The 24,343-nt window shown below is 58.3% G+C and carries 22 protein-coding genes; 4 read left to right on the top strand and 18 right to left on the bottom strand.

Annotation, left to right across the window (positions count from 1 at the left end; genetic code table 11):
- Both murA and prmC read right to left on the bottom strand, forming a co-directional pair.
- Window positions 1–1,167, bottom strand: a 1,167-nt coding sequence (murA, locus tag FVQ81_06390; protein ID MBW7996188.1) for a UDP-N-acetylglucosamine 1-carboxyvinyltransferase, incomplete at its 3' end; no start/stop codon positions are given.
- A gap of 18 nt (window positions 1,168–1,185) precedes the next feature.
- Entirely contained in the window at window positions 1,186–2,100 is a 915-nt protein-coding gene (gene prmC / locus FVQ81_06395) for a peptide chain release factor N(5)-glutamine methyltransferase (protein MBW7996189.1), read from the bottom strand.
- A gap of 218 nt (window positions 2,101–2,318) precedes the next feature.
- On the opposite strand from prmC, the gene FVQ81_06400 reads away from it, so the two are divergent.
- Complete coding sequence (locus tag FVQ81_06400; GenBank protein MBW7996190.1) at window positions 2,319–4,850, top strand: leucine--tRNA ligase; 2,532 nt, start codon at window positions 2,319–2,321, stop codon at window positions 4,848–4,850.
- A gap of 165 nt (window positions 4,851–5,015) precedes the next feature.
- Here FVQ81_06400 and FVQ81_06405 read toward each other — a convergent pair whose 3' ends face one another.
- Genes FVQ81_06405 through FVQ81_06415 form a run of 3 tightly spaced genes read right to left on the bottom strand, consistent with a single transcriptional unit; the run spans window position 5,016 to window position 6,848 of the window.
- Window positions 5,016–5,597 (bottom strand): hypothetical protein, encoded by a 582-nt coding sequence (locus tag FVQ81_06405; GenBank protein ID MBW7996191.1) that lies wholly within the window; start codon window positions 5,595–5,597, stop codon window positions 5,016–5,018.
- Window positions 5,598–5,652: 55 nt separating this feature from the next.
- Window positions 5,653–6,363 (bottom strand): flagellar motor protein MotB, encoded by a 711-nt coding sequence (locus tag FVQ81_06410; protein ID MBW7996192.1) that lies wholly within the window; start codon window positions 6,361–6,363, stop codon window positions 5,653–5,655.
- Between the two features lie 53 nt (window positions 6,364–6,416).
- A complete protein-coding gene (locus FVQ81_06415; protein ID MBW7996193.1) occupies window positions 6,417–6,848 on the bottom strand; it encodes a hypothetical protein in 432 nt (143 codons plus the stop codon).
- 510 nt (window positions 6,849–7,358) lie between these two features.
- Between FVQ81_06415 and FVQ81_06420 the strand changes: the two genes are divergently transcribed.
- Complete coding sequence (locus FVQ81_06420) at window positions 7,359–8,042, top strand: hypothetical protein (GenBank protein MBW7996194.1); 684 nt, start codon at window positions 7,359–7,361, stop codon at window positions 8,040–8,042.
- Window positions 8,043–8,087: 45 nt separating this feature from the next.
- The gene (locus FVQ81_06425) at window positions 8,088–8,771 is read left to right on the top strand and encodes a DUF1573 domain-containing protein (GenBank protein ID MBW7996195.1); all 684 of its coding nucleotides are present in this window, start codon (window positions 8,088–8,090) and stop codon (window positions 8,769–8,771) included.
- A gap of 63 nt (window positions 8,772–8,834) precedes the next feature.
- Here the strand turns inward: FVQ81_06425 and FVQ81_06430 are convergent, their stop codons facing one another.
- A complete protein-coding gene (locus FVQ81_06430; protein MBW7996196.1) occupies window positions 8,835–12,494 on the bottom strand; it encodes a hypothetical protein in 3,660 nt (1,219 codons plus the stop codon).
- A gap of 11 nt (window positions 12,495–12,505) precedes the next feature.
- Window positions 12,506–13,168: a DUF4159 domain-containing protein gene (locus tag FVQ81_06435; protein ID MBW7996197.1), complete on the bottom strand. Its 663-nt coding sequence runs from the start codon at window positions 13,166–13,168 to the stop codon at window positions 12,506–12,508.
- 95 nt (window positions 13,169–13,263) lie between these two features.
- Between FVQ81_06435 and FVQ81_06440 the strand changes: the two genes are divergently transcribed.
- Complete coding sequence (locus FVQ81_06440; protein MBW7996198.1) at window positions 13,264–13,791, top strand: hypothetical protein; 528 nt, start codon at window positions 13,264–13,266, stop codon at window positions 13,789–13,791.
- A 72-nt stretch (window positions 13,792–13,863) separates the two neighbouring features.
- Here the strand turns inward: FVQ81_06440 and FVQ81_06445 are convergent, their stop codons facing one another.
- The 11 genes from FVQ81_06445 to FVQ81_06495 all read right to left on the bottom strand — a co-directional run bounded on the left by FVQ81_06445 (window position 13,864) and on the right by FVQ81_06495 (window position 24,343).
- Window positions 13,864–14,832, bottom strand: coding sequence for a fatty acid desaturase (locus FVQ81_06445; GenBank protein MBW7996199.1), 969 nt, complete (start codon window positions 14,830–14,832; stop codon window positions 13,864–13,866).
- 160 nt (window positions 14,833–14,992) lie between these two features.
- On the bottom strand, window positions 14,993–15,802 hold the full coding sequence (locus tag FVQ81_06450; GenBank protein MBW7996200.1) for a heme-copper oxidase subunit III: 810 nt from the start codon (window positions 15,800–15,802) through the stop codon (window positions 14,993–14,995).
- A gap of 159 nt (window positions 15,803–15,961) precedes the next feature.
- Entirely contained in the window at window positions 15,962–16,537 is a 576-nt protein-coding gene (locus FVQ81_06455; GenBank protein MBW7996201.1) for a hypothetical protein, read from the bottom strand.
- 116 nt (window positions 16,538–16,653) lie between these two features.
- A complete protein-coding gene (locus tag FVQ81_06460) occupies window positions 16,654–17,514 on the bottom strand; it encodes a protoheme IX farnesyltransferase (GenBank protein ID MBW7996202.1) in 861 nt (286 codons plus the stop codon).
- Window positions 17,495–18,568 (bottom strand): heme A synthase, encoded by a 1,074-nt coding sequence (locus FVQ81_06465; GenBank protein ID MBW7996203.1) that lies wholly within the window; start codon window positions 18,566–18,568, stop codon window positions 17,495–17,497. Before FVQ81_06465 ends, FVQ81_06460 begins: the two co-directional genes overlap by 20 nt.
- Before the next feature lie 16 nt (window positions 18,569–18,584).
- On the bottom strand, window positions 18,585–20,186 hold the full coding sequence (locus FVQ81_06470) for a cytochrome c oxidase subunit I (GenBank protein ID MBW7996204.1): 1,602 nt from the start codon (window positions 20,184–20,186) through the stop codon (window positions 18,585–18,587).
- Entirely contained in the window at window positions 20,183–20,977 is a 795-nt protein-coding gene (coxB, locus tag FVQ81_06475; GenBank protein MBW7996205.1) for a cytochrome c oxidase subunit II, read from the bottom strand. Before coxB ends, FVQ81_06470 begins: the two co-directional genes overlap by 4 nt.
- Before the next feature lie 44 nt (window positions 20,978–21,021).
- The gene (locus FVQ81_06480) at window positions 21,022–21,984 is read right to left on the bottom strand and encodes a cytochrome c (protein MBW7996206.1); all 963 of its coding nucleotides are present in this window, start codon (window positions 21,982–21,984) and stop codon (window positions 21,022–21,024) included.
- Window positions 21,977–23,173: a hypothetical protein gene (locus tag FVQ81_06485; protein ID MBW7996207.1), complete on the bottom strand. Its 1,197-nt coding sequence runs from the start codon at window positions 23,171–23,173 to the stop codon at window positions 21,977–21,979. The genes FVQ81_06480 and FVQ81_06485 overlap by 8 nt, the downstream gene beginning before the upstream one ends.
- 56 nt (window positions 23,174–23,229) lie before the next feature.
- On the bottom strand, window positions 23,230–23,838 hold the full coding sequence (locus FVQ81_06490) for a cytochrome c (GenBank protein MBW7996208.1): 609 nt from the start codon (window positions 23,836–23,838) through the stop codon (window positions 23,230–23,232).
- The gene (locus FVQ81_06495; GenBank protein MBW7996209.1) at window positions 23,819–24,343 is read right to left on the bottom strand and encodes a DUF3341 domain-containing protein; all 525 of its coding nucleotides are present in this window, start codon (window positions 24,341–24,343) and stop codon (window positions 23,819–23,821) included. The genes FVQ81_06490 and FVQ81_06495 overlap by 20 nt, the downstream gene beginning before the upstream one ends.

Here is a 24,343-nt window from a genome sequence, read left to right on the forward strand (position 1 = left end):
GCCCTCGGCTGTCATCGCGGCCAGCACCAGCGCGGCCGACGCCCGGAGGTCGCTGGCCATCACCGGCGCGGAGGTCAGTTTGCAGGGTCCGTTGATTGTTATCGTCCGGCCCTGAACCGCGATATCGGCACCCAGGCGCGCCAGTTCAGGTACGTGAAGCGCCCTGTTCTCGAAAATATTCTCCACGATCCGGCTGGTTCCCTCACAGCGGGTGGCCAGCGCGCAGAACTGGGCCTGCATGTCGGTTGGAAAACCGGGGTAGGGGCTGGTTGCCAATTCAAACGGCCTCAGCGGGCCGTTGCTCCTGACCAGCAGGGTTTTCCTGCCCTTTTCGACAGTCACGCCCGTGCGTTCCAGCATCTCGATCACCGCGGTCAGATGGTCCGGTCTGCAATCGGCAATCACGACGTCTCCGCCTGTAATCGCCGCCGCAACAGCATAAGTGCCCGCCTCGATCCTGTCCGGGATGACCCTGTGGGTAACTCCATTCAGCCGCCTGACACCCTCGATCTCAATCCTGGAGCCGCCCGCGCCGGCCACGGACGCACCCATCGCGTTGAGCATCACCGCCACGTCCTCGACCTCCGGTTCCAGCGCCGCCGATTCGATAACAGTGCGGCCCCTCGCCAGCACGGCGGCCATCATCACGTTGATCGTTGCACCCACGCTGGAGCCGTGTTCACCGGCAAGATCGATTTCGGCACCGGTGAGTCCGTTTTCAGCACTCAGCTTGACATAACCTCCCGAGGTGACTATTTGCGCACCCAGTGCGGCCAGGCCCCTCAGGTGGAGGTCTATCGGGCGCTGGCCGATTGCGCAGCCACCGGGCAAGGACACTTCAGCCCGTCCGTGACGCGCCAGCAGCGGGCCCATCACGTAATAACTGGCCCTCATCCTGCGCACCAGTTCGTACGGCGCCAGCACGCCTTTTGCGTCAGCCGGGTCAAGACACAATGCGCCCTGATCGGTTTGGGAAACAGCTGCGCCGAGATTTTCCAGCACCAGCGACATCGTGCGCACGTCCATCAGCTTCGGGGTATTCTCCAGCACCACCGGGCTCTCTGCCAGCAGCGCGGCCGCCATCTGGGGCAGGCAACTGTTCTTGGCCCCGCTGGTCTCTATCCGGCCGCATAACGGCCCGCACTGCTCGATCCTGAACTTATCCATGGAATTCCTGTCGGAAAGTTACATTCTGCTGGCGATCACGAACCTGGGCTTACCGGCCAGGTCGGTGCGGAACTCAGGTACAGAATAGCTACCGCGAGCTTGCCCGGCAAACAACTCTTCGACTGCTGAGTGCTGGGTTTCTCCGGTTTCCAGAATCAGCAGGCCGCCAGGTCGAAGGTATCCGTTGGCCTCGCCGATTATCCTTGCAATCATGTCCAGTCCTTCAGCACCGGCGGCCAGGGCCAGCGAAGGTTCGTGGTTTCTTACCTCGGGCGGCAAACCGGCCATTTCTCCCGTGGATACATAGGGTGGATTGGACACCACGACATCGAACGAGCGGTCAGCCCGGATCGCGGTAAACAGATCGCAGCGCAGCAGAAACACCGGGCTTCGCAGGCTGCCGCCCTGTTCCTTGATATTCCGCCCGGCCCACGCCGCCGCTGTCCCCGAAAGCTCGGTCAGAACGCAGCAGAGGTCATTCCGCTCCGCTGCCAGCGCCAGCGCCAGCGCGCCACTGCCCGCGCACAGGTCGAGTACCTTGATTGCGCCGGCATCTGTAACGGCCAGAGTGTCAAGCCTGTCGAGCACCAGCCCGGCAAGCTGCTCTGTTTCGGGACGCGGGATCAGCACACCCGGCCCGACACTAAGCGTGAGACCGCGGAAACCGGTGCGGCCGATGATATACTGCAGGGGCTCGCCCGAGGAACGTCGCCGTATCCGCTCCCGGAACAGCTCCAGCTCATCCTCCGCCAGGGGACGGTCGAACTGGAGGTACAGCTCCAGGCGGCCGATTCCCAGCACATCGGCCAGCAGCCTTTCTGCGTTCAGCCTGGCGGACTCGATACCGTGCTGTTCCAGGTAGTTTTCCGCCAGCTTGAGCACCTCGATCAGTTTCTTCAAAAGCCGGTCCGCATGCTGAGATTGGCGGCAGATTACCGTCCGGTGAGGACAGCTAGCGCACGGTTAGCAATATAGCCGGATCCCCGCCGGTTGGCAATCTGTCAGGCCCGCTAACGGCCTTTTAATTGACTTCGCAGGGCGCATATATTAAACTCACAATCTAATTTCAACCCGATCAGACCGTTACCCGCTTTATTGCCGTTTCCCGTCCGCGGAACCGGACCATAGTATACCCGAAGGGTCGGTAAGCGATGGAAAAGTACGAGTTCAAGGAGATTGAGCGTAAGTGGCGGAACGTGTGGGAAAACGAGGGCCTGCATCGAGCCGATTTCCACGGCGAGGGCCGCAAATGTTACTGCCTGGTGATGTTTATCTACCCATCGGCGGACCGTCTGCATATCGGCCACTGGTACAACTACGGGCCGACCGACACCTGGGCGCGGTTCCGCCGGATGCACGGCGACAACGTGTTCGAGCCGATCGGTTACGATGCCTTCGGGCTGCCGGCCGAGAACTACGCGATCAAGCACGGAGTCCATCCCTGGGACTCAACTGGCGAAAACGTGCGCGTGGTGCGCGAGCAGCTCAAGGAAATCGGCGCGATGTACGACTGGGAGCGCGAGCTAAACACCAGCGAACCGGAATACTACAAGTGGACCCAGTGGATTTTCCTCCAGTGCTACAGGGCCGGGCTGGCCTACCGGGCCTCCGGGCAGGTTAACTGGTGCCCGAGCTGCCAGACCGTGCTGGCCAACGAGCAGGTGATGAGCGATGGGACCTGCGAGCGCTGCGAGTCACTTGTCACCCGCAAGGAAATGGTCCAGTGGTTCCTGAAGATAACCGAGTACGCCGACAGGCTGCTCAAGGGCCTGGACAAGCTGGACTGGCCGGAAAAGACCAAGGCCATGCAGCGCAACTGGATCGAGCGCAGCGAGGGCGGGGAAATCAAGTTCTCGTTCGCCGACGATACCCCGGGAGCCGGTTCGCTCAGCGAACAGGAACGCTCGTTCAACGTGTTTACCACCCGGCCGGATACGCTGTTCGGGGTAACCTATATGGTGATGGCTCCCGAGCATCCGCTGGTCGGCAGGATCACCACTCCGGAACAGCAGGCGGATGTAGAGCGCTATGCGGAGAAGGCGAGTCACCTCAACGAAATCCAGCGCACCAGCACGGTCAATGAGAAGACCGGCGTGTTCACCGGCGCCTACGCGATCAACCCGGTCAACGGCGAGCGCGTACCGGTCTGGATCGCCGACTATGTGATGCTCTCCTACGGTACGGGCATTATCATGGCGGTCCCGGCCCACGACAACCGTGATTTCGAGTTTGCCAGGCAGTTCGGCCTGCCGATCCGCGAGGTTATCGCTCCCGAAAGCGGCGGCGGCGGGGGAGAGCTGAGCGAAGCCTATACGGAGCCCGGCGTGATGGTCAATTCCGGGGAATTCGACGGACAAGAGTCGCGGGAGGGTGCGCGCAGGGTTGTTGAAAAGCTGCAGGCGAAGAACCTGGCCGAGTTCAAGGTCAATTTCCGTATCCGCGACTGGCTGATCAGCCGCCAGCGCTACTGGGGCGTGCCGATTCCGGTGGTGTACTGCGACAAGTGCGGCGAGGTGCCCGTACCCGAGGACCAGCTGCCGGTGGAACTGCCTTACGAGGTAGATTTCAAGGGTGCGGCCAGGGGTGTAAGCCCGCTGGCCACTAACGAAGAGTTTGTCAACACTGCCTGTCCGGGCTGCGGAGGCCCCGCCAGGCGGGAAATCGACACGATGGACACGTTCGTGGACAGCTCATGGTATTTCCTGCGCTATCTCAGTCCCGGGGCTGAGCATAAACCGTTCGACCGCGAGCTGTGCGACTCGTGGCTGCCGGTTCATCATTACGTGGGAGGCGCGGAACACGCCACCATGCACCTGATCTACGCCCGTTTCATCAACATGGCGCTTCACGATCTCGGCCATCTCGGGTTCGAGGAGCCGTTCGCCCGCCTCAGCCATCAGGGGATTATCACCAACCAGGGCGCCAAGATGAGCAAGAGCCGCGACAACGTGATCAACCCCAAGTCGTATATCGACAAGTTCGGGGCCGATGCGTTCCGCTGTTACCTGATGTTCATGGGCGATTACAGCCAGGGCGGCGACTGGGACGACACCGGCATGCAGGGCATGTTCCGCTTCCTGATGAGAGTCTGGCGGCTGGTGCAGCATAACGCTCAACGTGTGGACGGTGTAAAACGTCGAGTCACCGACAGTTCGACTATCGATAGCCTGGGCGGGACAGAGAAAAAAATCGCCCGGGTAATGCACAATTCGATCAAGTGCGCCGGCGAGGACTTGGAGCGCATGCATTTCAACACCGCGATCAGCCGGATCATGGAACTGGTCAACGAGCTTGTACCGTACGCTGGCGAGGAAAGCGGCAACGAGGATGTCGATAAGGAGTTCATGGCCGAGGCGCTCGATGTGCTGGTGAAAATATTCGCGCCGTTCGTGCCGCATTTCTGCGAGGAACTGTGGCGGGAGGCCCTGGGTAAGGAGCGGAGCGTGTTCCTGAGTTCGTGGCCCGAATACGACAGCCGGGTGCTGGTGAGCGAGGTTGTGACCGTGGTAATCCAGATCAACGGCAAGCTGCGCAGCCAGATTGAAGTTGAGCGCGACCAGGCCGAACAGGAAGTTACCCGGACCGCCCGGGACGATCCGAAAGCCGCGGGGTATATCGACGGTAAGACAATCCGCAAGGTGATTTACGTGCCGAACAAGCTGGTTAATTTCGTGGTGGGGTAAATTGCGCAGTCCACTGCCAAACAGCAGTCCAAGCCAAAACTCCCTCCGCAGGGATGTCGCATAAGATACATTATGTAAACAATGTGATCTGGCGTTATCTATTTTCAAAACAAAAAAAGCCGGCCGGGTCTCCCCCGCCGGCTTTTTAATATATTTTTGGATAAACTAGTATTGGCTCGAGTACCTTTTCCGCAGGGCCAGCAGCATGAACAGCAGGATCCCGGTGACGATCACGACGAAACCCACCTGCATGAACATTTCCGAGTAGATGGTTTTAGCCAAGCCGACGATATAGGCCGTGGTCATGATTAAAATGCCGCTGACAACGGCGAATGTGGCCAGTATCTTACCGCGCTCCTGCCGCAGATACCCCTGGCATGACGGACACTTGATAGCGCGGGAATCGATGATGCTTCCGCAGTAAAAGCAGCGTTTCTTGCCTTCCTCTTCAAAGTCAGAAGTATCCATTGGTTTCTGGCTGAACCAACTCTGGAACGTGCCGAAACCGTAGACCAGGAACCCAAGGTAAGCCAGGATAACACCCGCGTTCATAGTCTGAAGCCAGAGACTATCCGCCCTGGAGAGGAACCAGATGTAGCTGAAAAAGCCCACGAGAATCCCGGCCACCATCAGCAAAGTGCCCCAGAACTGTCCCTCGTTTATCCTGGGTTTGATAAAAGATTTGCAGTGCTGGCATCTGAGTGCCTTGTCGTAAATCTGGCTGTAACAGACAGGGCATGAATTCATGGCAGTGCCTCCCGACGGATTGGAAAAGGTTCGGTTTCAGTGAAACGTCAATCGTCTAGGTCAGAGGATCCTGGCTTACGTCGTACTCGATAAATATTTCAATCCTGCGGTTTTTGCCACGGTTTTCTTCCGAATCATTCGGGTATGCTGGGCGGTACTCGCCGTAGCCGACCGCGGAGAATTTTCCTGGCTCGATACCTGAATAATTGATCCCGAAGTCGATCACGCTTTTCGCCCTGGCGTAGGACAAGTCCCAGTTTGTGTCGTAGAGCATGTTGTTTACCGGAAGATCATCGGTATGCCCGGTAACCCTCAGAGTGTTGTCCCACCCCTCGGCGATCTCGAATATTTTGGCTAGGTACGGCATTCCGCGGGGGTTCAGCTCCGCCATCCCCTGCTCGAAGAGCAACGGAGTCAATATCCTGATCGCGATTCCCTGGGAAGTTATAACCACCGTGATACTTTCCTGCTGTTTCTGCTGCTCCACGAAGTCCTGCAGTTCTGATATCGCTGTCGATATTTCACCGATATCCACATCACTGACCTTGGGGACGATAATGTGGACCAGCTCCATTGTCGAAGGGTCTTCGCTGAGAATGCCGAGGGATCCCTGCAGTGCGCCGCTGGCCTTCTCGAATGACTGCGGATCCACGCTGCTCATGGAGACGATTAATACAAAGAAGCACAACAGCAGGGACATCAGGTCACTGAAAGTGGTCAGCCAGGCGGGTGCTCCGGGTTCGCATTCAGGGCATTTCTTCGCCATCTCACAACTTCCTGTAATACGTTAACTTAATCATAATAAAGCAATAAATAATATCAGTTAGATGGCATCGCTTTCAGCAGCTCGGACATTTTTACATAAGAGCGCAGGTTTTCCAGTTTTTTCAGTTCTTTTTCGAGTCCTTCCGGGTCGTTGCATACCAGTTTGCGGATATTCTGTTCCGTGTCCACGGTGGTTTTGAACAAGCCGATGTCAAAAGAGGGACTCAATAATTTATCGGCTTCTTCCCGGCCTATATTGAGCAGATCCTCGACCTCCTCGGGACTATCCTCCATGTCCCCGACCTCACCGAGAGAGGAGTTGACTCTCAGGAATTCGTTCCACTCCCGGAATTTGTTCGCATCCGGGATTTCGAGGTGCCTGTGCTCCTCGCCGTTAACGAATTCCTTCTGGACTTTGACCAGTTTGGTAAAAACCATCCGGTTGACAACCTTGGCAACCATTTCCTTATCGACCGCAAGAATCATGCTACTTTCATCAAGCAGCCCGGTAAGGCCGACTGAAAGCGTCTCCCCGCCCCTCAGTCCGACCGAGCGCGCCAGGTGGTAAATCCGGCTGCAGAGACTGAAGTAAAATTTGTCAGCTTGAGCGGATTGACCTGCGTATCGGTTTCGCGGAGCCTTTCGGCCAGTACGCCGAAAATCGATCCTTTTTCGAGAAAAGTAAAGACTATCCTTTGTTTGCCGATATTTTTACTACCATCAACTTAGCCGCTTTCGACTATGTAGGCGCTGTTTCCGAGCGTGTTTTCCCGGATGATCGCCTCGCCGGGCTTGTATGATTTTCTGATCGGCAAAAACTGACCTCCGCTCGGGGCTGCGTTATGCTCTCAGAGTAACGCAGTACAGGGGCTCGCTTAACTTTAGTCCAGGCCGGCCAGTTTGTCAATAAGCGCTCCCGAGCCAAAACTCGGCTTGCCTGAGGCGTTGCTTAAGGATATATTAAGAGCGAAAGCTTAACTGATTGAGGTTTCCGTCATGGTCAATATGATTGCAATCGCCGCGATATTTATCCTGATCCTGTTGATTGTTGCCGGGTTCGTCTCCCAGCAGTTCGCGGCGGCCCAGCAGATCAAGGAGAACAAACTCCCTAAAAGCCTGCTGGAAAAAACGAATAAGGGAATCGGGGCGCTCGATACGGGCAAATTCCGCCAGATCGTCATGGCAAGCGGGCCGGACGAGCTTAGCGACCAGGTTGAACACCTGATCGACGAAAGTGACCGCACATCGGCATCAACCGCGGAGAATGGTATAAATGAGAAGCCTGACAACCAGGTGTTCGATGATCAGCTTGGAGGATCGGCCGGTGCGCTGAGCCTGGAAGGCAAGGACCTCCAGACGATCTACTCCGAATACCTCTCGGAAAAAAATGTCAACCCGTTCGACATGGAACCAGAATTCAAGCTTGGTGTAGCATATTTGAAGTTCGGCCAGTTCGAGAAAGCGATCAAGCAGTTCCAGAAAGTTCATGACGACAAGGTGGACTTCCCCGGTATAAGTTATTACCTGGGCGAGGCTTACCGCTGTAGCGGCCAGTTCTACGAGGCGATGAAAGCTTATAAGGAGTCCTGGGAGACGGATAGCCGGTTACAGGAGAAGAATGAAGAAAACCCGTCAGAAAAGGAACGGCAGGGAGTGGGCGACGCGCCGAAAGAGTTGTAGCCCGAAACCGATTTTGCCATATTTTGCCGGTGATGGAGAGCTGAGATGAAAGTCGGATTAGCGAACTTTATTGTATTCACGGCGTTGTTATCCGGGCTGCCGGCCGGGGCTGAACCCCGGCTGGAAGTGGACCGGATGGACTTTGATTTTGCGACAGTTTACCGCGGCGATGAGGCCCGTCATACGTTCACGCTTTCCAATACCGGTACAGATACGCTGAAAATCACCAAGGTGCGCAGCAGCTGCGGCTGCACTGTTCCATCCGTGGCGAAACGTGAACTCGGTCCCGGAGAACAGACCGAACTGACGGCCGTGTTCGATTCGGGCCGTTTCCAGGGTTCCGTGACCAAGAACATTTACGTTTATTCCAACGATCCCGCCAGCCCGATAACCAAGCTCACGATCCATGCCTACGTGAAGCAGGACCTGATGGTCTCCCCCGCCTCGATCTATTTCGCCGGCCTCAAAGAGGGCGAGTCGGTTCATCGCGAGATTGAGATCCGCAACCTGTCCGGCCAGGCGGTGAACATCAGGGAAATCGCCTCAACCGTTTCCAGCCTGGAAATCCAGCTCGAAAAACCGGTTCTCGAACCGGATGAAGTTACCCTGCTGCATCTGCGCATTCCCAAATTGAGCAAGGGCATGAAACTGACCGGAGAATTGACTATCTTCAACAGCAGTCACGAGGATGAGCTGAAGATTCGTCTGTACGGCGGTTTGATACAGTAGGTATTGCTGCGGGAGACAACAAAGCCGCTGGAACTTATTACACCTTCCAGCGGCTTTGTTTGTTTACTGCTGCTCCAGTTCCCTGGCTCTGAGTAATTCATAGTACTGGCGGATCAGATTCCTGTAGCTTTCCGGATAACTTCCCTGCCAGCGCTCCAGCTGACGGCGCAATCGCTCGTCGCCGTTGCCGCTCTCCAGCAGGCCGTCAGGCAGGCCGTCGGGAGGAACGACCATGAAATTCTCGGGGCGCTCCGCTTTGCGCCGCCGGCCCGATTCACGCTCCTGAATCGATTTCTGTGCGTCCAGCAGCCGGTTGAATATCCGGTTTTGACGTTCCAGGGTTTCCCGGCTGATCCCCTGTTCCTGCAACTGCTTCACCACCTCTTCGGCCTCTTGCGCCGCACCCTCCAGCGCATTACCCATCATATCCCGCCGCCCCTTCATCCGTTCGGCCATTTCCTGGAGCTGGCGACGGATCGCTTCCTGTTCGGCAGCCATCCGCCTGAGCATCTCCATGAACCCGCCCTCTGAGCGTCCCTGGCCTTGGGAGGTTGTCCCGGGTCCGGGTATCGCGCCCTCACCCTGGCCCTGCTGGTTCATGGCATCCCGGCTCATCTGGTTGAGCTGCTGCTGGCGCTGAGCCATCTCCTCAAGCTGCTTCATCAGCTGGTCGAGTCCTGTCCCGGATGATGACTGCTGCAAATTCTCGTCATCCTGCAGCAGCGTCAGCATGCCAGCGTTGATCGTGGTCAGGGATCGCTCCAGGCTGCTCATGGCCTGGGCTTTGCGCCGTGTTTCTGCTTCCAGCTGACTTGTCGAGTGTTCGCCCTGGCTGGTCGCCAGATACAGGATGCTGAGCAGCCGGTTGCTGATAAAGAAATTGTCCTTGGCGGCATCGACAATCTCCATCCGCACGGCGTCCAGACCTTGCACAATCTCCTGCTCGCGCGCGGCATATGCCAGAATGTCCGGATGGTTGAAATCAGGCTCCTGTTCCACTTCGGCTATCAGGTCTTCCTGGTTCTCGGAAAGGAAATTGAGCTGGTCGAACGCCCTTTTCATTGCCTCGGCCACTTCCGCCCGCCATTTGCGCTGGAGGTTTTCCCGATACTGCTGCATCCGCTCGTTCATGTCCTGCATGTTACGCTTAAGCCGCCGCTGGGCCTCGTAACTCTGCCGCGGCTGACCGCTCCGGTAACCCTCGATTGCCTGCTCCATTGACTGCTCTATGGGCTGGCGCCTGCCGGCTTCCCCTTCGCTCATCAGCCCGACGGCGGTTTCCAGTTCACCGGCTTCGCCGAACAGACGCGCGGTCTCGCCGATCTGTTCGAACATGCTCTCAGCCTGCTCCTGCATCCCGGACGTGCTTTCGGCCATTCGCAGCAGCTTCTCCTGCCCGCCGTCCTTCGAGTCCTCCGCGGTGTCAGTTTGATTTTTACCAGCCGCTGATTCCGGATCGTCTTGCTGACCAGTTTCCTCATCGGTCGCCGTCCGGCCGCTTTGATCCTGCTGAGCGCCGGTGTCCGCCGATGTTGAATCGCCGTCAGCCATCTCAAGCTGGGCTGCCAGGCTGTCGGCACGGGCCAACTGATCGGGATCGAGCATGGCAGCCGTGCTGTCGGCCATCTCTGCGGCGGACTCGGCCAGTTGCCCGGTCTGCCGGACAAGATTGTCAAGCTGCTGTTCGAGCTGGAGCCTTTCCAGCAGAGCCAGTGTCTTGTCGAGTTTTTGCAGGATCTCTTCCTGGGAAATCTGCAACTGCTCCATCGCCTCCTCCAGCGCCCGGCGGTCCATTCTGTCAATCGACTGCTGGATCCGGCTCATCAGTTCCTTGAACTTATCGGTGGCGACCTCGTTCATCAGCTCCTGCACGCGCGACATTTTCTCCAGCATCTCAGTACTCATCATCTCGCCGCGCTGCATCTGTTCGATACTCTCGGCCAGCTTTTCCGACAGCTTTTTGACCTTCTCCAGCATCTGCCGCTGTTCCTGCACGGCCTGGCTGATCTGCTGGTTGTCCTCCCACTGCAGCAGCTGCCCCCGCTCAAGTGTCTCGTTGAGCTTCTTGACCTGCTCGTGAAGCTGCTCGCCCTGCTGCTCCAATTCCTCCAGGTCGGTCGCGATCTGCTCCTGACGGTCCTGTTCCCTGTTGAATATCTCCTCGAGCGACGGGAAGCGGATCCGGTAGCGGGCCGTGGACGAACTCTTGGGACCGCTGAGTTCGTCGTTGTCGTAAACTGTCAGCAGGTAGGAAACTTCGTCCTCGGGCAGCAGGCCAAGACCGCTCAAGTCCCAGTTGAACTGTTCGAGCACGTGTGATGGGCGCTCGCGGCCGCGCCAGGCGGCGACAGTTTCCGTGCCGGTCTGGCTGGAATCGCCGGAGGGCCGAACCCGCTGCCAGGAAAGAACAAGTTTCGACAGACCGAAATCGTCGGCCAGCTCGAACACGAGCGGCTGAATCATCTCCTCGTTCAGATCGGTTTCACCGCGCGGGTGACGAATGGCCACCGCCGGAGGCTCATCGGCAAGAACCGTGATCGGGTACACCAGCGTATCCGAATTCGATAATCCCCAGCGGTCGTTGAGCAGGATAGCGTAGCTCCCGTCCCGCAGCAGTGAGAGCGTGTCGCTGAAAGCGCGTTCACCGTGCAGCGCGGCGGGGCGGACACTGTCGGGCTCAATCCTTATCCAGGCCGACTCCAGCGGATTGCTTGACCGCCCCGCAATAACGACACGGCTGCCGCGGATACCCTGAATCGCTTTCTCGCGGGTGGTTGTGTAACTGCCAAGACCGGTATAGGGCGGGTAGTGGTAGGTGAGAGACAGCCCGGTAACGAACGGATTATTCGTCACCGTAACATTGAAAGTATCTGAACTTGTACCGTCCTGCATCACGCAGTAGCTGATATCATTCTGGATCCCGTCAATGGTGAGAGTATGCTCGAACTGGCCCTGGTTATATGTCATCGCTCTGGATTGCGCCGGCAGACCGGGCTGCCACATCAGCAGACTCATCTCGCCCGGTTTGCCGATAGTACCCAGGGCGCGGACCTGGAGGCTGTCTCCGCGAAGGATGGTTTTGTCTCCCGGACGGACCAGAATGCGGAACGAGCGTTCCAGTTCAAGCAGTCTGTACGGATGCGAGTAGTTGTCGATCGCCCGGTATATAGCCAGCGGGTCCGAGGCGCCGGTCAGCATAAACGCCGCCGCCAGCACCGCGCTTATCCGCAGGGCAACCCGCATCCGCTTCCGGGACGGCCGGAGCGCTCTCTCACACAGCCTGCGGACTTCCTTTCCGTTTTCAAGCAGTTTACGCGCCTGAGCCACGGCGGCGTGCATCAATGCGGTGGACTGCCCGAACCGGGCCCGGGCCAGCCGGACGAACTCGAGGGCGGCGCTCAGCCGGTTTTTCAGCTCGGGATGCACACGCTCCAAGGCTGCCGCGGCTTTCCACAGGCTGCCGAAACTGGTTATGGCGCCTGTCAGTCTCCATGCGGCTACGCCAAGCAGAGAGGCCGCCACCAAGGCAAGAGTTAATATCCGCCAGACAGCCGGAAGATAAAACGTTCGTTCGGCAATCAGCATGACCAGCGCGGATGCGGAGAGCACAACAGCACACCATAGAGCGGCCTCGGCAATTGCCCGGGCCAGCATGAAACGCCGGGCGACAGCCATACGCTCCAGGAAAACCCTGTTATCGCTGCTGTTCTGCATCTCGTTCATGAACCGTGTCCTCAGATCGATCCGATTGCGTAAACGAAGATATTCACTCCCATCCTCAGGGCCTGCTGACGGATTTCCTCCGGATCATCATGCACTTTCCGGTCCTCCCACCCGTCGCCAAGGTCAGTGTTCAGGCTGTAAAACACGACCAGACGTCCATTGGAGAACAGGCCCAGGCCCTGCGGGGGACCGCCGTCGTGCTCGTGAACCTTGGGCATTCCGCCGGGGAAATCGAACACGCTGTGGTAGATCGGGAAATCGAACGGCAGTTCGATGAAATCAGCTTCCGGATAGACCTTTTTCATTTCGCGGCGGAAAGACTCGTCCATCCCGTAGTTATCGTCGGCATGCAGGAAACCGCCCTCGTCCAGGTACTTGCGCAGCCGGCGCACCTCCTGCTCGTCGAAACTGATGTTGCCGTGTCCGTTGATATAGAGATAAGGGTAATTGAACAGTTCCGGGCTTTTGAGACTCAACTGCACCTCTTCCCCATCCACTGGAAGGCCCGTGGCGGTCCGGATTTCCTCCAGCAGGTTAGGCAGTGAACTCGGGTTCGAATACCAGTCTCCCCCACCTTCATAGATCACACGGGCAATCGTGAGCCTCTTTTCCACTGAGTCCTGCTGTGCCGGGGAACCGGTAGGCGCCACGAGTATCAATGCCAGAGCGAGCACGGCGGTTCCCGCAGTCCGGGACAAAGGCAGGCAACTGTGGTTCGTGCTGGATTTTATCGTTTTTTGGTTATATGTTCCTGATTGAGAGTTCATTTTTGTTTTTTCCGATCCCTGTTGCGGCATGTTCAACCCTGCGCCCCGATACGATGGAACGCTATTTCCGCAAACTTATCCTGCTGGGACTGACGATAGCCGCCTATCTCGGCGTCTGCTTCTGGATACCGTACAGTAAAAAATGGCTGATGGACGATATCATCCACATCCAGGCGCGGCTTTATTTTGCCACTCAGACCAAAATGGCTCTGCAGGACAAGATTATTGCCAAGGCCGAAGCCCTGGACATCCCGCTGGAGCCGGAGCAGGTAAGCGTTCAGAATATCAACGGCGAGATCATCTATATCGAACTCGATCTCAATATTCCCTACGACATACTTACATACAACTCCAGCCTGCATTTTGAGCCAAAAATTTTCGGCCTGATCAGGGGTTTCGCCTCCGCCGGAGGGACTCTGGATGAAAATGCCACGATCGACCAGACCCTGGCCGCCCTCTCTGACAGCACCAAGCTGTACCTGCGCAACAAAACGCTGAAAAACTACTGGAATGACTTCTTCGCTAACTGACACTACTCTCTTTCTCCACAGAAAATAAAGAATTGGACCGCTTCGGGCAAGCTGCCCGGCTTTTCTCTCCCCTCAGACAAAATCCCAGTCGGTGTGCGGTGCGTTGTTCTCCACCAGGTAGCCGTAGAGCAGGTCCGGATAATTGTGCGGCACCAGTTGATGACGGTGATACACTGGCAGAAGCATCCGCTGCAGGCGAGGGAGGTTATAAAACGGGATGCCGGGGTAATAGTGGTGTTCCAGGTGATAGTTTGAGTTCAGGAACAGGAAATCCCAGAACCAGTGGCCCCGCACCCAGGTTGTCCACCCGGCCGGGTCGTCCTCCTTAATGTTGTAGTGCTGCCCGATCCTGTTGATCGCGAACGCGACTGGAAAGACGAACATTACGGGAAGGACATAGGCCCGCAGCCACACTCCCGGCCCGCAGAAATACAGCAGCAGCGCCTGCATCACCAGATGCCCGCCGCTCGACACCACTCTCTCCACAGCGATTTTCCGGCGCAGTCCGGAAGCATAAGTGGCGTTCTCACGCGCGGCGGCGCGTAAATAGAGAAAAAACAGAGCCGGGGTGAAATACGCCAGTTTCAGCAGCCGGCTGTTAACTTTCGGCGACAGGCGGTGGCGTTTGGGGTCCCCGGTAGCGGAGCCGAGCTGTACGTGATGGTCCAGGTGCCAGCGGGTGAACTGGCTGGCGCTGATCCCGCTCCAGAAAGCGTAGAGATGTCCCAGGAAGGCGTTCAGCGTCGGATGGTGGCCGGCAAAGACGAGGTTATGCAGCTGTTCGTGCAGCAGAACGGTGAAATTGAAAACCGTAAATCCACTCAGCAGCGCCGCCGGGACAACGACCAGCGGATGGCTGTATTCGCTCAGCAGCCAGGTGGCCACGGCTAGAAAGGCGAACTGTCGCAGGGCCACGGCCAGATGCAGCCAGGGCCGCTTGAGATGCAGGCGCTGAATCTCGTCCTGGTCGAGCTTGGCGCGCAGCTCTTGTCGCAGTCCCTGGCTTGACGCTCCCCAATGCGATTCTACTTTCGCCACCATCTCCCCACCCCAATATGAGATTGATACTCGTTCGGATTCAAACCGAATTATAAATAACCGTGCCGTTTAATTCAACGCTTAACGCGGCATAACGCATAATTATCATAAAAAAAGCCGCGGGAAATGTTCCCGCAGCCCCGGTGCTTGATTATTCATTCAATCAGATCAAATACAGGCTGAAAAAGAGCAGCACCCAGATTACATCGACAAAATGCCAGTACCACGACGCCGCGATTATACTGAAATGCCGCTTCTCGTTCATATGGCCCAGTTCCAGACGGCCGTAAGCGAGGATCAGGAAGATAATCCCGACAGCGACGTGAAGGCCGTGGAAACCGGTCATCATGTAGAACATCGTGCCGTAGATATTGGTTTCGACCGTGAATGCGTACTGGTTCAGCAGCACGCCCCACTCGAAACCCTGGAAGCTCAGGAAGATCAGTCCCAGCGCAACGGTGAACAGCAGCCACGATTTGGTGCGGAACTTGTTCCCCTTCTCGATCGCCTTGAGCCCGAATTCGCAGGTCAGGCTGCTGAACATCAGAATCAGCGTGGCGATCGCCGGGTAATGGGTGCTGATCTCCGGCGTGCCGGCCGGCGGCCAGTACTCCAGCAGGTGGCGATGGTAGAAATAATGGGTAAACAGTCCGCCGAAAATTGCCGCTTCGGCAATCAGGAAGTATATCAGGAAGGCTATCAGATCTTTCTGCTGCAGGCTGAGCCTGCCGACGAAACGGTCCTCCTTCTTGTCCATGACCACGCTGTGCGCCCAGGCCATCAGGCTGACCACGGCAACCGCGCCGCCGGAGAGGCCGAGCAGTTCGGCGATTATCGGCCTGCCGGAGATGAAGGCCACGAATGCGAACGTGAGCAGTCCGATGCCGAGTGTCAGTACCAGCGGCCAGATACTCCTGGGCGGCAGGTGGACCTCGTGACCGTGGCTCCCGGCTATTTGCTCGCCGGTGTTCATCTTACCTCATCCCGGATAGAAACGACTCTGTACCCTCGGCGGCCTCCGGATTGACCCAGAACACGGCCACGCCCATCAGAACCAGCACAAGCGCCGCCAGTCCAATCGCCAAAAGACTGTTGCGCTTGCGCGTACTTTTATCCAACGGCTCGGGGTGCATTACTGTTGCGCTCCCGTGGTCGGCGTGTGTTTCTGCCCCCAGTCCGCGGCTGACGGATCGCGCTGGAACAGGGTGTAGTGCATGGTCACCCGCTTGACATCCTGGTCGAGATCGGTGTGAAAGGAGTAAACCAGCGGGTGGACCTGCTCCTCATGAGGCAGCAGGATCATATCCTGGAAGCAGAAACATTTGATCATATCGTATTTCTTGTTGGCTACGGCCGGGTATGCGCTGTGCACCGGTCTGAAAAAGAGAGTATCGCCGGAGAGGTTGACAAACCGGTAGTCTACCTGGTCGGTGGCGCCGGGGTGGATAGTCGCGCGCGATTTGCTTGACTCGAAGAGCAACGGCATCCCGTCGTTGACAGTGGTGGTGAACAGGACCTTTAAATTGCGTTCGGTGTCCACTTCCCCGTCGCCCTGGACAACGCCCACCTGGATATTGTCCGGATTCATCACCTGGATTCCCACCGCCGAGCAAAACATCTGGAACAGCGATACGTTGGCGAAACCGAAGGCGAACATCCCGACTCCAAGCGCCGCCAGACCGATCAACAGCTTGTTGTTTCTGGACATCTCAGCTAACTCCTCTATAATGATAAGTTCAGCTTAACACCGACACTGTGGATACTGCCCGCTTTTCCCTCGCCTTCAGCCGCCAGACAGCTCTTGTCTTTATTGCCGCCGCAACATCAAACAGCCGATTGCACGATTACCGCCACGAACAGCAGACACAGATAAACTATCGAATAACCGAACAGGCTTCGTCCCGCCGCCGGGCTTGGCAACTGTTTCAGCCTGGCCGCCCTGTAAACGAACAGCCCGCCGAGTACAACACAGGCTGCCGCATAGACCGCCCCGAACGCCGCGGGCAGCAGCAGCAGGCTGGTGCACACCGTCACGACCGTGTAGGAAAGTATCTGGCGCGAGGCCTCGATATCCCCTTTGACGATCGGCAGCATCGGCAGGCGGGCGGCCTGGTAATCCTGCTTGAGATATATCGCCAGCGCCCAGAAATGGGGCGGGCTCCAGAAAAAGATCACCAGAAACATCACCACCGCCGGCCAGCCCACAGTGCCCGCTGCCGCGGCCCAGGCAATCACCGGCGCCAGCGCGCCTGCCGCTCCGCCGATCACGATATTCAGGTGTGTGCGGGGTTTGAGCCAGACAGTGTAGAACACGCCGTAGAACAGGACGGCGAACAAAGCAAGCGCGGCGCTCAGCAGATTAAACATACCCGCGAACAGGGCAACCCCGGCAACGCCGAGCAGCACGGCGAATACGAACGCATGCGACGGCTCCAGGCGGCGCAGGGGCAGCGGCCTCTTGGCGCGGGTGCGAGACATCAGCGCGTCCAGTTCCCGCTCGAAATACTGGTTGAGCGCGTTGGCCGAACCGCTGACCAGCAACAGCCCGGCCATGGCCAGCACGAACACACCCGGATCGCCATTGAAGCTGCCCTCCACCACCAGCGCGGCGGCGCCGGTGAGCAGGACCAGCAGCCCGATACGGGGCTTGGTCAGCAGGAACAGGTTATACAGGTACGACTTCATGGTTCCTCAATTCGTATCCCAGCAGCACCAGCACCTCGAACACCAGGAAGCCAACCGCCAGATGAGTAATCGCCATGTGTGGTGGCACCTGGAAAAGCAGCGTGAAAATACCCAGGATGATCTGCAGCACGATCAGCGCGCTCAACGCCCGCATCCCGAACCTGGCCCTGGACGGCACGGTAAAGCGCATGGCGGCCACCACCAGATAGAACACCATCCCCGCCGCCGCGAACGCCCACCAGCGGTGGATGAACTGCTGCAGGAGCTTGTTATACATTATATTGGCAAAACCGTCGTAGCTGGGGCTCCACAGCAGCGAACCCGGCGGGATCAGGTAGTCGCCGATCAGGGGCCAGGTGTTGAGATGGAAACCGGCCTGGGTGCCCGCCATCAGTCCGCCGGTGAGGATCTGGATGAACACCAGCACGGTCGCGGCAACCGTCAGCCTGTAAAAGCGACGGTTATGGCCGTTCAGGTTCTCCGACGGCGGATAGAGGATCGACAGGCCGATCCAGAACAGCAAGGCGAAAAAGAAAAACGCCACTCCCAGGTGGATCGCCACCAGGACAGCCTCGAGGTCGGTCTTGACAACCAGGCCGCCCAGCATGGCCTGGGTCAGCAGAAGGCAGAGTGCGAAACAGGTCACCATGCCGTAACGTGCCCGCGCCTCCCTGTTACGCATCACCTTGATCATCACGAACAGGAACAGCAGTCCGAACGATGCGACCAGGAAACGGTGGAAATACTCGATGGAAAACATCGTCCTGAACTCGCCGAACGGAATCACGCCCGGCCGGGCCTCGTGGATAATGCCGGGCACCTCCACGCCCTCGATCTCTCTGTGGTAGGTCTTGTAGACAGCTTCCCAGTCCTGCTCGCTGGTCGGGGGCATCAGGCTGCCGTTGATCAGCGGCCACTCGGGGATTGAAAGGCCGCTGCCGGTGATCCTGACCACACCGCCGACAATCACGATCAGGAACACCACCTGGCTAAGGGCGATAAACCATTTTCCAAGCCCGCGGTCAACCCCGCCGTTCCTGTTCTGTTCCTCCATCGCAGACTCCGTAGCGTCAATTGAATTTTGGCGTTTCGAGGAAATTATATTCTGGCGGCGGACTGGATACTTTCCAGTCCAGCGTGTCCTGCACGCTGTCTACCTGCCACGGATCGTCGTCCAGCGGCTCAGCAACCCGGGAAAACGAAGTTTTCAGGACGTCGTAGATGAAAACGAACCCCGCGATCAGCATCAGCACGTAACCGAACGAGGAGAGAACGTTCAGCTCGAAAAACTCCGGACGGTAGGTGAAAATCCGCCGGGCCATGCCCATGATGCCCATGAAATGCATCGGGAAAAACGTCAGGTTGATTCCCGCGAAAAACACCCAGAACACCCAGCTGCCCAGCTTTTCGCTCAGGAACCTGCCGCGGATCTTGGGATACCAGAAATAGGTCGTGGCGAACATCGCCATCACCGACCCGCCGACCAGCACGTAGTGGAAATGGCCCACCACGAAATAGCTGTCATGCACCTGGTAGTCAACCGGAACATTGGCCAGCAGGATACCGCTCATCCCGCCGAACACGAACAGGCTGACAAAGCCCAGACCGAATTTCATTGCGGTGGTGAAGCGGATCGAGCCGCCCCAGATCGTGGCCAGCCAACTGAATATCTTGATCCCGGTCGGCACGGCGATCACCATCGATATGTAACTGAAATATACCTGCAGCCAGGCGGGAATCCCGGCCACGAACATGTGGTGCCCCCAGACCAGATAGCCGATAATCCCGATGCATATCAGCGAAAACACCATGCCCTTGTAGCCGAAAATCCGTTTCTCGCTGAACGAGGCCAGCACGTGGCTTATCGCTCCGAAGCCGGGCAGGATCATGATATACACGGCCGGGTGCGAGTAGAACCAGAACAGGTGCTGGTAGAGCAGCGGGTCGCCGCCCTTGCTGACAGTCAGGAAACCGGTGCCGAACACGCGGTCCGAAAGCACCATCAGCAGCGCGGAGCTTAGCACGGGCGTGGCGACCAGGATCAGGGTGGCGTTGATAAACCAGGCCCAGACGAACAGGGGCAGCCTGAACCAGTTAAGCCCCGGGGCGCGCATGTTGCTGACAGTCACGATAAAATTCACCGCTGCCAGGATACTGGCCACACCCACCAGGGTGATCCCCAGCAGCCACATGTCCACCCCCACCCCGGCCGAAAAAGCGCTCAGCGAAAGCGGCGGATAGGCGGTCCAGCCGGTCTGTATCGCGCCGCCGGTAACAAAGAAACTGCCGAACATCAGCGCCGCCGCCGGCACGGCCATCCAGAAGGCGAACGCGTTCAGCCGGGGAAACGCCATGTCGCGCGCCCCGATCAGCAGCGGGACAAAATAATTGCCGAAACCGAGCCAGCCGGGGATCATCACGAAGAAGATCATCAGGGTGGCGTGCATCGAAAGGAACGCGTTGTACAACTCCGGACTCAGGAGGCCTGAATCGGGAGTTGAAAGCTGCGCCCGGAGCGCACCGGCGAAACCTCCGCCCACTACTCCCATGAACAGGGCGAACCAGAGGTACATGATCCCGATTTTCTTGTGGTCGCCGGTTACGAACCAGTCGAGCCTGGCGGCCCATGACGATTTAACTTCCGCCGCTCCGGCGGCCGATACTGTACTCATTTACTCTCACCACCGGTCTGTCGAGTTTGTTGTTGGCTGTCAACCCCGGAACTGTCTGCCGGCGTATCCTCGGGCCGTGGGGATTTTTTCTTCTGCCGCACCCACTCCTCGAACTCTGCCTGGCTGACAACCTCGACATCGATCAGCATCTCAGCGTGCAGCGTGCCGCAGAGTTCCGCGCACTGGCCCTTGTAGGTGCCCGGCCTGGCCTTGAACCACACCTCGGTAATCCTGCCGGGGATCAGGTCTTTCTTGACTCCGAACGCGGGCAGCCACCAGGAATGGATCACGTCCACGCTGGTGCCGAGCAGGGTGATCACTTTTTCCGCAGGCACCACCAACGGCTCCTCGACGATCGTGATCCCATACTCGGGATAATGATATTTCCAGAAAAACCGCTGGGCGGTCAGTTCCACCTGGACGTCACTTTCCGGTGAGTAGTTGATCTTGTCGATCAGCTGGTAGGTGGAAAGCGCAACGAACACCAGTACCACCGCCGGCGTGAGTGTCCAGAATATCTCGAGCTTCGGATTGTCGTGGAACGTGGCGGCTTCACGGCCGGGCTGCTTGCGGAACTTGAAGATGGCGTAGATCAGCAGCCCCTCGGCGATAAAGAGGAACGGCATGATCAGCATCATGGTGAACCAGAAATTGTCGCGCACTTCCTCGGCGAGTGTCGAGGCGGGCGAATACAGCCAGTTGGTGATATCGCCGGGCTGTCCCGCGCAGGCTAATGCGGCCAGGGGAAAGGCAGTTAGCGCAAACAGTCTAGTTTTCGTTTTTACGTTCATCGGCCATGAAAATGAAAAATATTATCAAACTTGTCAACAGAATTCTAGTTGCCCGCTGCCCGGTTGATCGTCTCGTACAAAGCCTGAATCTCATCGGCTGACAAATCAGGGAAACGGTGTCCGGGCTGGCCGGGAATTCCGGCCGAGATAAAAGAAGCGAAAGCGCGGTAGTCGGCAATAACCTTTGCGCCGGTCATCGACAGCGGCTTCGTTCCGGCATAGATCACGCCTAGCTGGGGGAACGTCCGCTCCACAACGGCGCCCTCGCCCAGCGGTCCATGGCAGGTTGCACAGCGGTTGGCGAATACTTGAGGAGAATCCTGCAGGGGCCTGGCTGGGTCCATCCGGCCGGAGAGCATCTGCTCCACCGCGAACTCGACCGGCAGTGACGGTCCTTTGGCAGCGACAGTATCGGCGGCGCCGGCGGCAGAGTCCGCACCTGACGAATCACCGGGTACGGCCGGGAGCTGGGCCGCGGCTCCCCCTGCTCCGGGAGCCAGTTCCTGGACCAGCGCGGGCGGGTCCGGCGGCGGAGCGGGGATAAAGGTGCGGACATAGTGCGCAAGCGCCATCAGCTCGCCGGGATTCAGGAATGAAAAAGAGGTCATCGAACTGCCCGGAACACCCTTGTTCAGGGTCTGGTAGATCTGCAGTGTGCCCGCGCCCTGCTTGAACTGCTCACTGGTGAAATTGCGCGGCGGAGGGTTGAGTCCGGGGCCCTTGGGGCCTTTGCCCAGCCCGTCCATGCCGTGGCAGGATGCGCAGTTGATATTGTACAGCTCCTCGCCCTGGCCGGTCAGTTCATCGGTGGATTCCAGCAGCAGGGCGAGGTCGTAGGTCTCTTCCTCCAGCGGCGCGGGGCCGCCCTCCTCGTGCGGCTCGTATTTGCCGACATACTCACCGTGCTCCAGCCCGGTCGTGAACGCCTTGTAAACGAAAAATACCGCCGCCAGCAGGAAAATAAGGTACAGCGGCGGATATATCAGCCTGTCTTTCCATTCAGACATGCAAATACCTGCCTTTCAGGCTTTCCTCCAGTCGCGGATCGCCCATCGCCACCAGCGAGTACCTGCGGTAGAACAGACGCAGACTGAGAGCGAACAGCGAACCGAACAGCAGGAACACGCCGATCTCGACCCAGCCGACAGGGATAAAGCTCTCGCTGAACACCGGGACCACCATCCAGTAGATATCAAGCCACTGGCCCACCAGCACCAGCACCGAGACCGCCAGGATCACACGCTCGCTGCGACGGCAGCGGTCGGGCATCAGCACCACGAACGGAATCACCCACTTAAACAGCGGCAGCAGAGCGAATACCGTGCCCCAGCCGCCTGTGCTGCGGCGCATCATGTAACCGATTTCAATAGGAAGGTTGGCGTACCAGATCAGCATGTACTGGCTGAAGCCGATATAGACCATGAACACGCTGAACGCCATCATCCAGGTGGCCATATCGCGAAGGTGATGTTCGCGGACCGCCTCGCCCAGATAGCCCCGCCGCCTGAATACGATCACCAGGATCGAGGCCATGGCATAGCCGCTGAGAAACAGGCCGCTGAAAATATATACCGGAAACATGGTGGAATAGAACGCTTCCTCCAGGCTCATCAGCAGGTCCACGGAGGCGAATGTCAGGGTCAGGGCGAACAGGATCAGGAAGATCGGGGCGATCCGGCGGTTCTTGAGATGAAACCGGTGGTCTCCGGTTTTGTCCTGGCGCACCGAATTGCAGACCAGCAACATCCCCAGGCCGATCCAGACCGCATAGCCCAGTATCTGCCTCAGCATGAAACACCAGCGGCACAGGTACACGTGCTTTTCGCCGTAAAGGTGGACATGGTCCGGCGAGGCCCATTCGTAGAGCGTGGGAATCGCGAAATATATCGGCAGGGCCAGCAACAGCGAAACCGGCAGATAGGCGCTCATACCCTCAACTACCCGGCGGACGGTAACGCTCCACGACGCCCCGGCGGCGTAATGTACCGCGGTCAGGACCACGCCGGCAATCCCCAGCGCCATGAAAAACACGTAGTCGATCAGGTAATTGTACCAGGCCCGGGTAGCGTCGGTGGCCAGGGCCGAGAGAAAAACGGCTAAGCCTAGAACGGCCAGCACACCGAGGGCGAGATCGATCTTGCCGTTGCCCCTCATCGGGCCGGGATCGCTGATAGTTACGGGACTGTTATCGTGCATCGCTCAGGGTTTCCAACTTATTAAAGTTGTACTTTATGTAAAAAGCCTAACTTGCTTTATTCCTTAGTATCGCCGCCATCCGGATTCTGCTGTTCGTAAAGACGGACGTCCTCGGGCGGTGGATTTTCGGCCCGCTGGACCGCGCGCAGGTAATGGATCACCGCCCAGCGGGTGGCGGGGTCGATCGAACTGGAATAGCTGGGCATATTGCCCTGCCCCCAGGAGATCACGTGGTAAATCCGGCCGTCGCTCCAGCCGCTCACTTTCTCCGAGTACAACGGCGGCGGCGGGGGCATTTTGGGAATAATCGGCCCGTCGCCCGCTCCGCGCGGACCGTGGCAGACGACGCAGTATATATTGAAGTACTTCTTCCCCACGGCCAGCACCTGTTCGTTGACCGGCAGAGGATTGACCAGCGCCATCGCGGACAGCGTATCTGTCTGGGCCACCTGGTAGGCTGTCTCGCCGATCGGGACAGTCCCCTCCGGCGGTACGCGCATCATGGTGTTGCCGTCCGCATCGGCCTCCTGGGCCTTTACAGCCGGGGAGACATACATGTCCGGCATATACTGCCACTCGCGCTCGCTGCGGGAGCGGATACAGCCGCCGCCCAGGGCGATCGCCAGCAACACGAGCAGCGCGGTTTTATTCCTGGTCGAACTCATGGATTCCGCACTCCCTGAGGAAACCCTCTATCTGATCCCTGCTCCCGTTGATTTCCACGGGCACCAGCAGGGCGAATCTGTCGTTGGTCAAACGCTCATCGGGCACTGTCCTGCGCTTGCCGAACATGTACTTGCCGGGAAACAGCCGGCCCGCGTAGAGCAGGGCGAAAAACGTGGTCAACCCGGCCAGCAGGACACCGCACTCGAAAACCACCGGGATAAACGCCGGCCAGCTCACCAGCGGCTTGCCGCCCACATTGATCGGCCAGTCGGTGGCGCTGGTCCAGGCCTGGAACGCGAAGCCCAGCAGCGCACCGACAACCAGCATGGTCTTGGCGGCGGCCGGGATCCAGCTTTTGCGGATCCCCAGCGCCTGCTCGAACCCGTGCACCGGGTAAGGCATCAGGGCGTCCAGTTCACGCCAGCCCCTCTCGCGGCACTTCAAGCCGGTATGGAGCAACTGCTCCGGGGTATCGATATAGGCTACAACCATTTCCTTAGCCAT

It is taken from the genome of Candidatus Glassbacteria bacterium, from assembly GCA_019456185.1.
Classification (GTDB): Bacteria; Gemmatimonadota; Glassbacteria; order GWA2-58-10; family GWA2-58-10; genus JAJRTS01.

Bases quoted from the DNA above. Each gene is read 5' to 3' on its own strand.
- FVQ81_06400 (MBW7996190.1), top strand. From the start codon at position 2,319: ATGGAAAAGTACGAGTTCAAGGAGATTGAGCGTAAGTGGCGGAACGTG.
- FVQ81_06405 (MBW7996191.1), bottom strand. From the start codon at position 5,597: ATGAATTCATGCCCTGTCTGTTACAGCCAGATTTACGACAAGGCACTC.
- FVQ81_06410 (MBW7996192.1), bottom strand. From the start codon at position 6,363: ATGGCGAAGAAATGCCCTGAATGCGAACCCGGAGCACCCGCCTGGCTG.
- FVQ81_06415 (MBW7996193.1), bottom strand. From the start codon at position 6,848: ATGATTCTTGCGGTCGATAAGGAAATGGTTGCCAAGGTTGTCAACCGG.
- FVQ81_06420 (MBW7996194.1), top strand. From the start codon at position 7,359: ATGGTCAATATGATTGCAATCGCCGCGATATTTATCCTGATCCTGTTG.
- FVQ81_06425 (MBW7996195.1), top strand. From the start codon at position 8,088: ATGAAAGTCGGATTAGCGAACTTTATTGTATTCACGGCGTTGTTATCC.
- FVQ81_06430 (MBW7996196.1), bottom strand. From the start codon at position 12,494: ATGAACGAGATGCAGAACAGCAGCGATAACAGGGTTTTCCTGGAGCGT.
- FVQ81_06445 (MBW7996199.1), bottom strand. From the start codon at position 14,832: ATGGTGGCGAAAGTAGAATCGCATTGGGGAGCGTCAAGCCAGGGACTG.
- FVQ81_06450 (MBW7996200.1), bottom strand. From the start codon at position 15,802: ATGAACACCGGCGAGCAAATAGCCGGGAGCCACGGTCACGAGGTCCAC.
- FVQ81_06455 (MBW7996201.1), bottom strand. From the start codon at position 16,537: ATGTCCAGAAACAACAAGCTGTTGATCGGTCTGGCGGCGCTTGGAGTC.
- FVQ81_06460 (MBW7996202.1), bottom strand. From the start codon at position 17,514: ATGAAGTCGTACCTGTATAACCTGTTCCTGCTGACCAAGCCCCGTATC.
- FVQ81_06465 (MBW7996203.1), bottom strand. From the start codon at position 18,568: ATGGAGGAACAGAACAGGAACGGCGGGGTTGACCGCGGGCTTGGAAAA.
- FVQ81_06470 (MBW7996204.1), bottom strand. From the start codon at position 20,186: ATGAGTACAGTATCGGCCGCCGGAGCGGCGGAAGTTAAATCGTCATGG.
- coxB (MBW7996205.1), bottom strand. From the start codon at position 20,977: ATGAACGTAAAAACGAAAACTAGACTGTTTGCGCTAACTGCCTTTCCC.
- FVQ81_06480 (MBW7996206.1), bottom strand. From the start codon at position 21,984: ATGTCTGAATGGAAAGACAGGCTGATATATCCGCCGCTGTACCTTATT.
- FVQ81_06485 (MBW7996207.1), bottom strand. From the start codon at position 23,173: ATGCACGATAACAGTCCCGTAACTATCAGCGATCCCGGCCCGATGAGG.
- FVQ81_06490 (MBW7996208.1), bottom strand. From the start codon at position 23,838: ATGAGTTCGACCAGGAATAAAACCGCGCTGCTCGTGTTGCTGGCGATC.
- FVQ81_06495 (MBW7996209.1), bottom strand. From the start codon at position 24,343: ATGGCTAAGGAAATGGTTGTAGCCTATATCGATACCCCGGAGCAGTTG.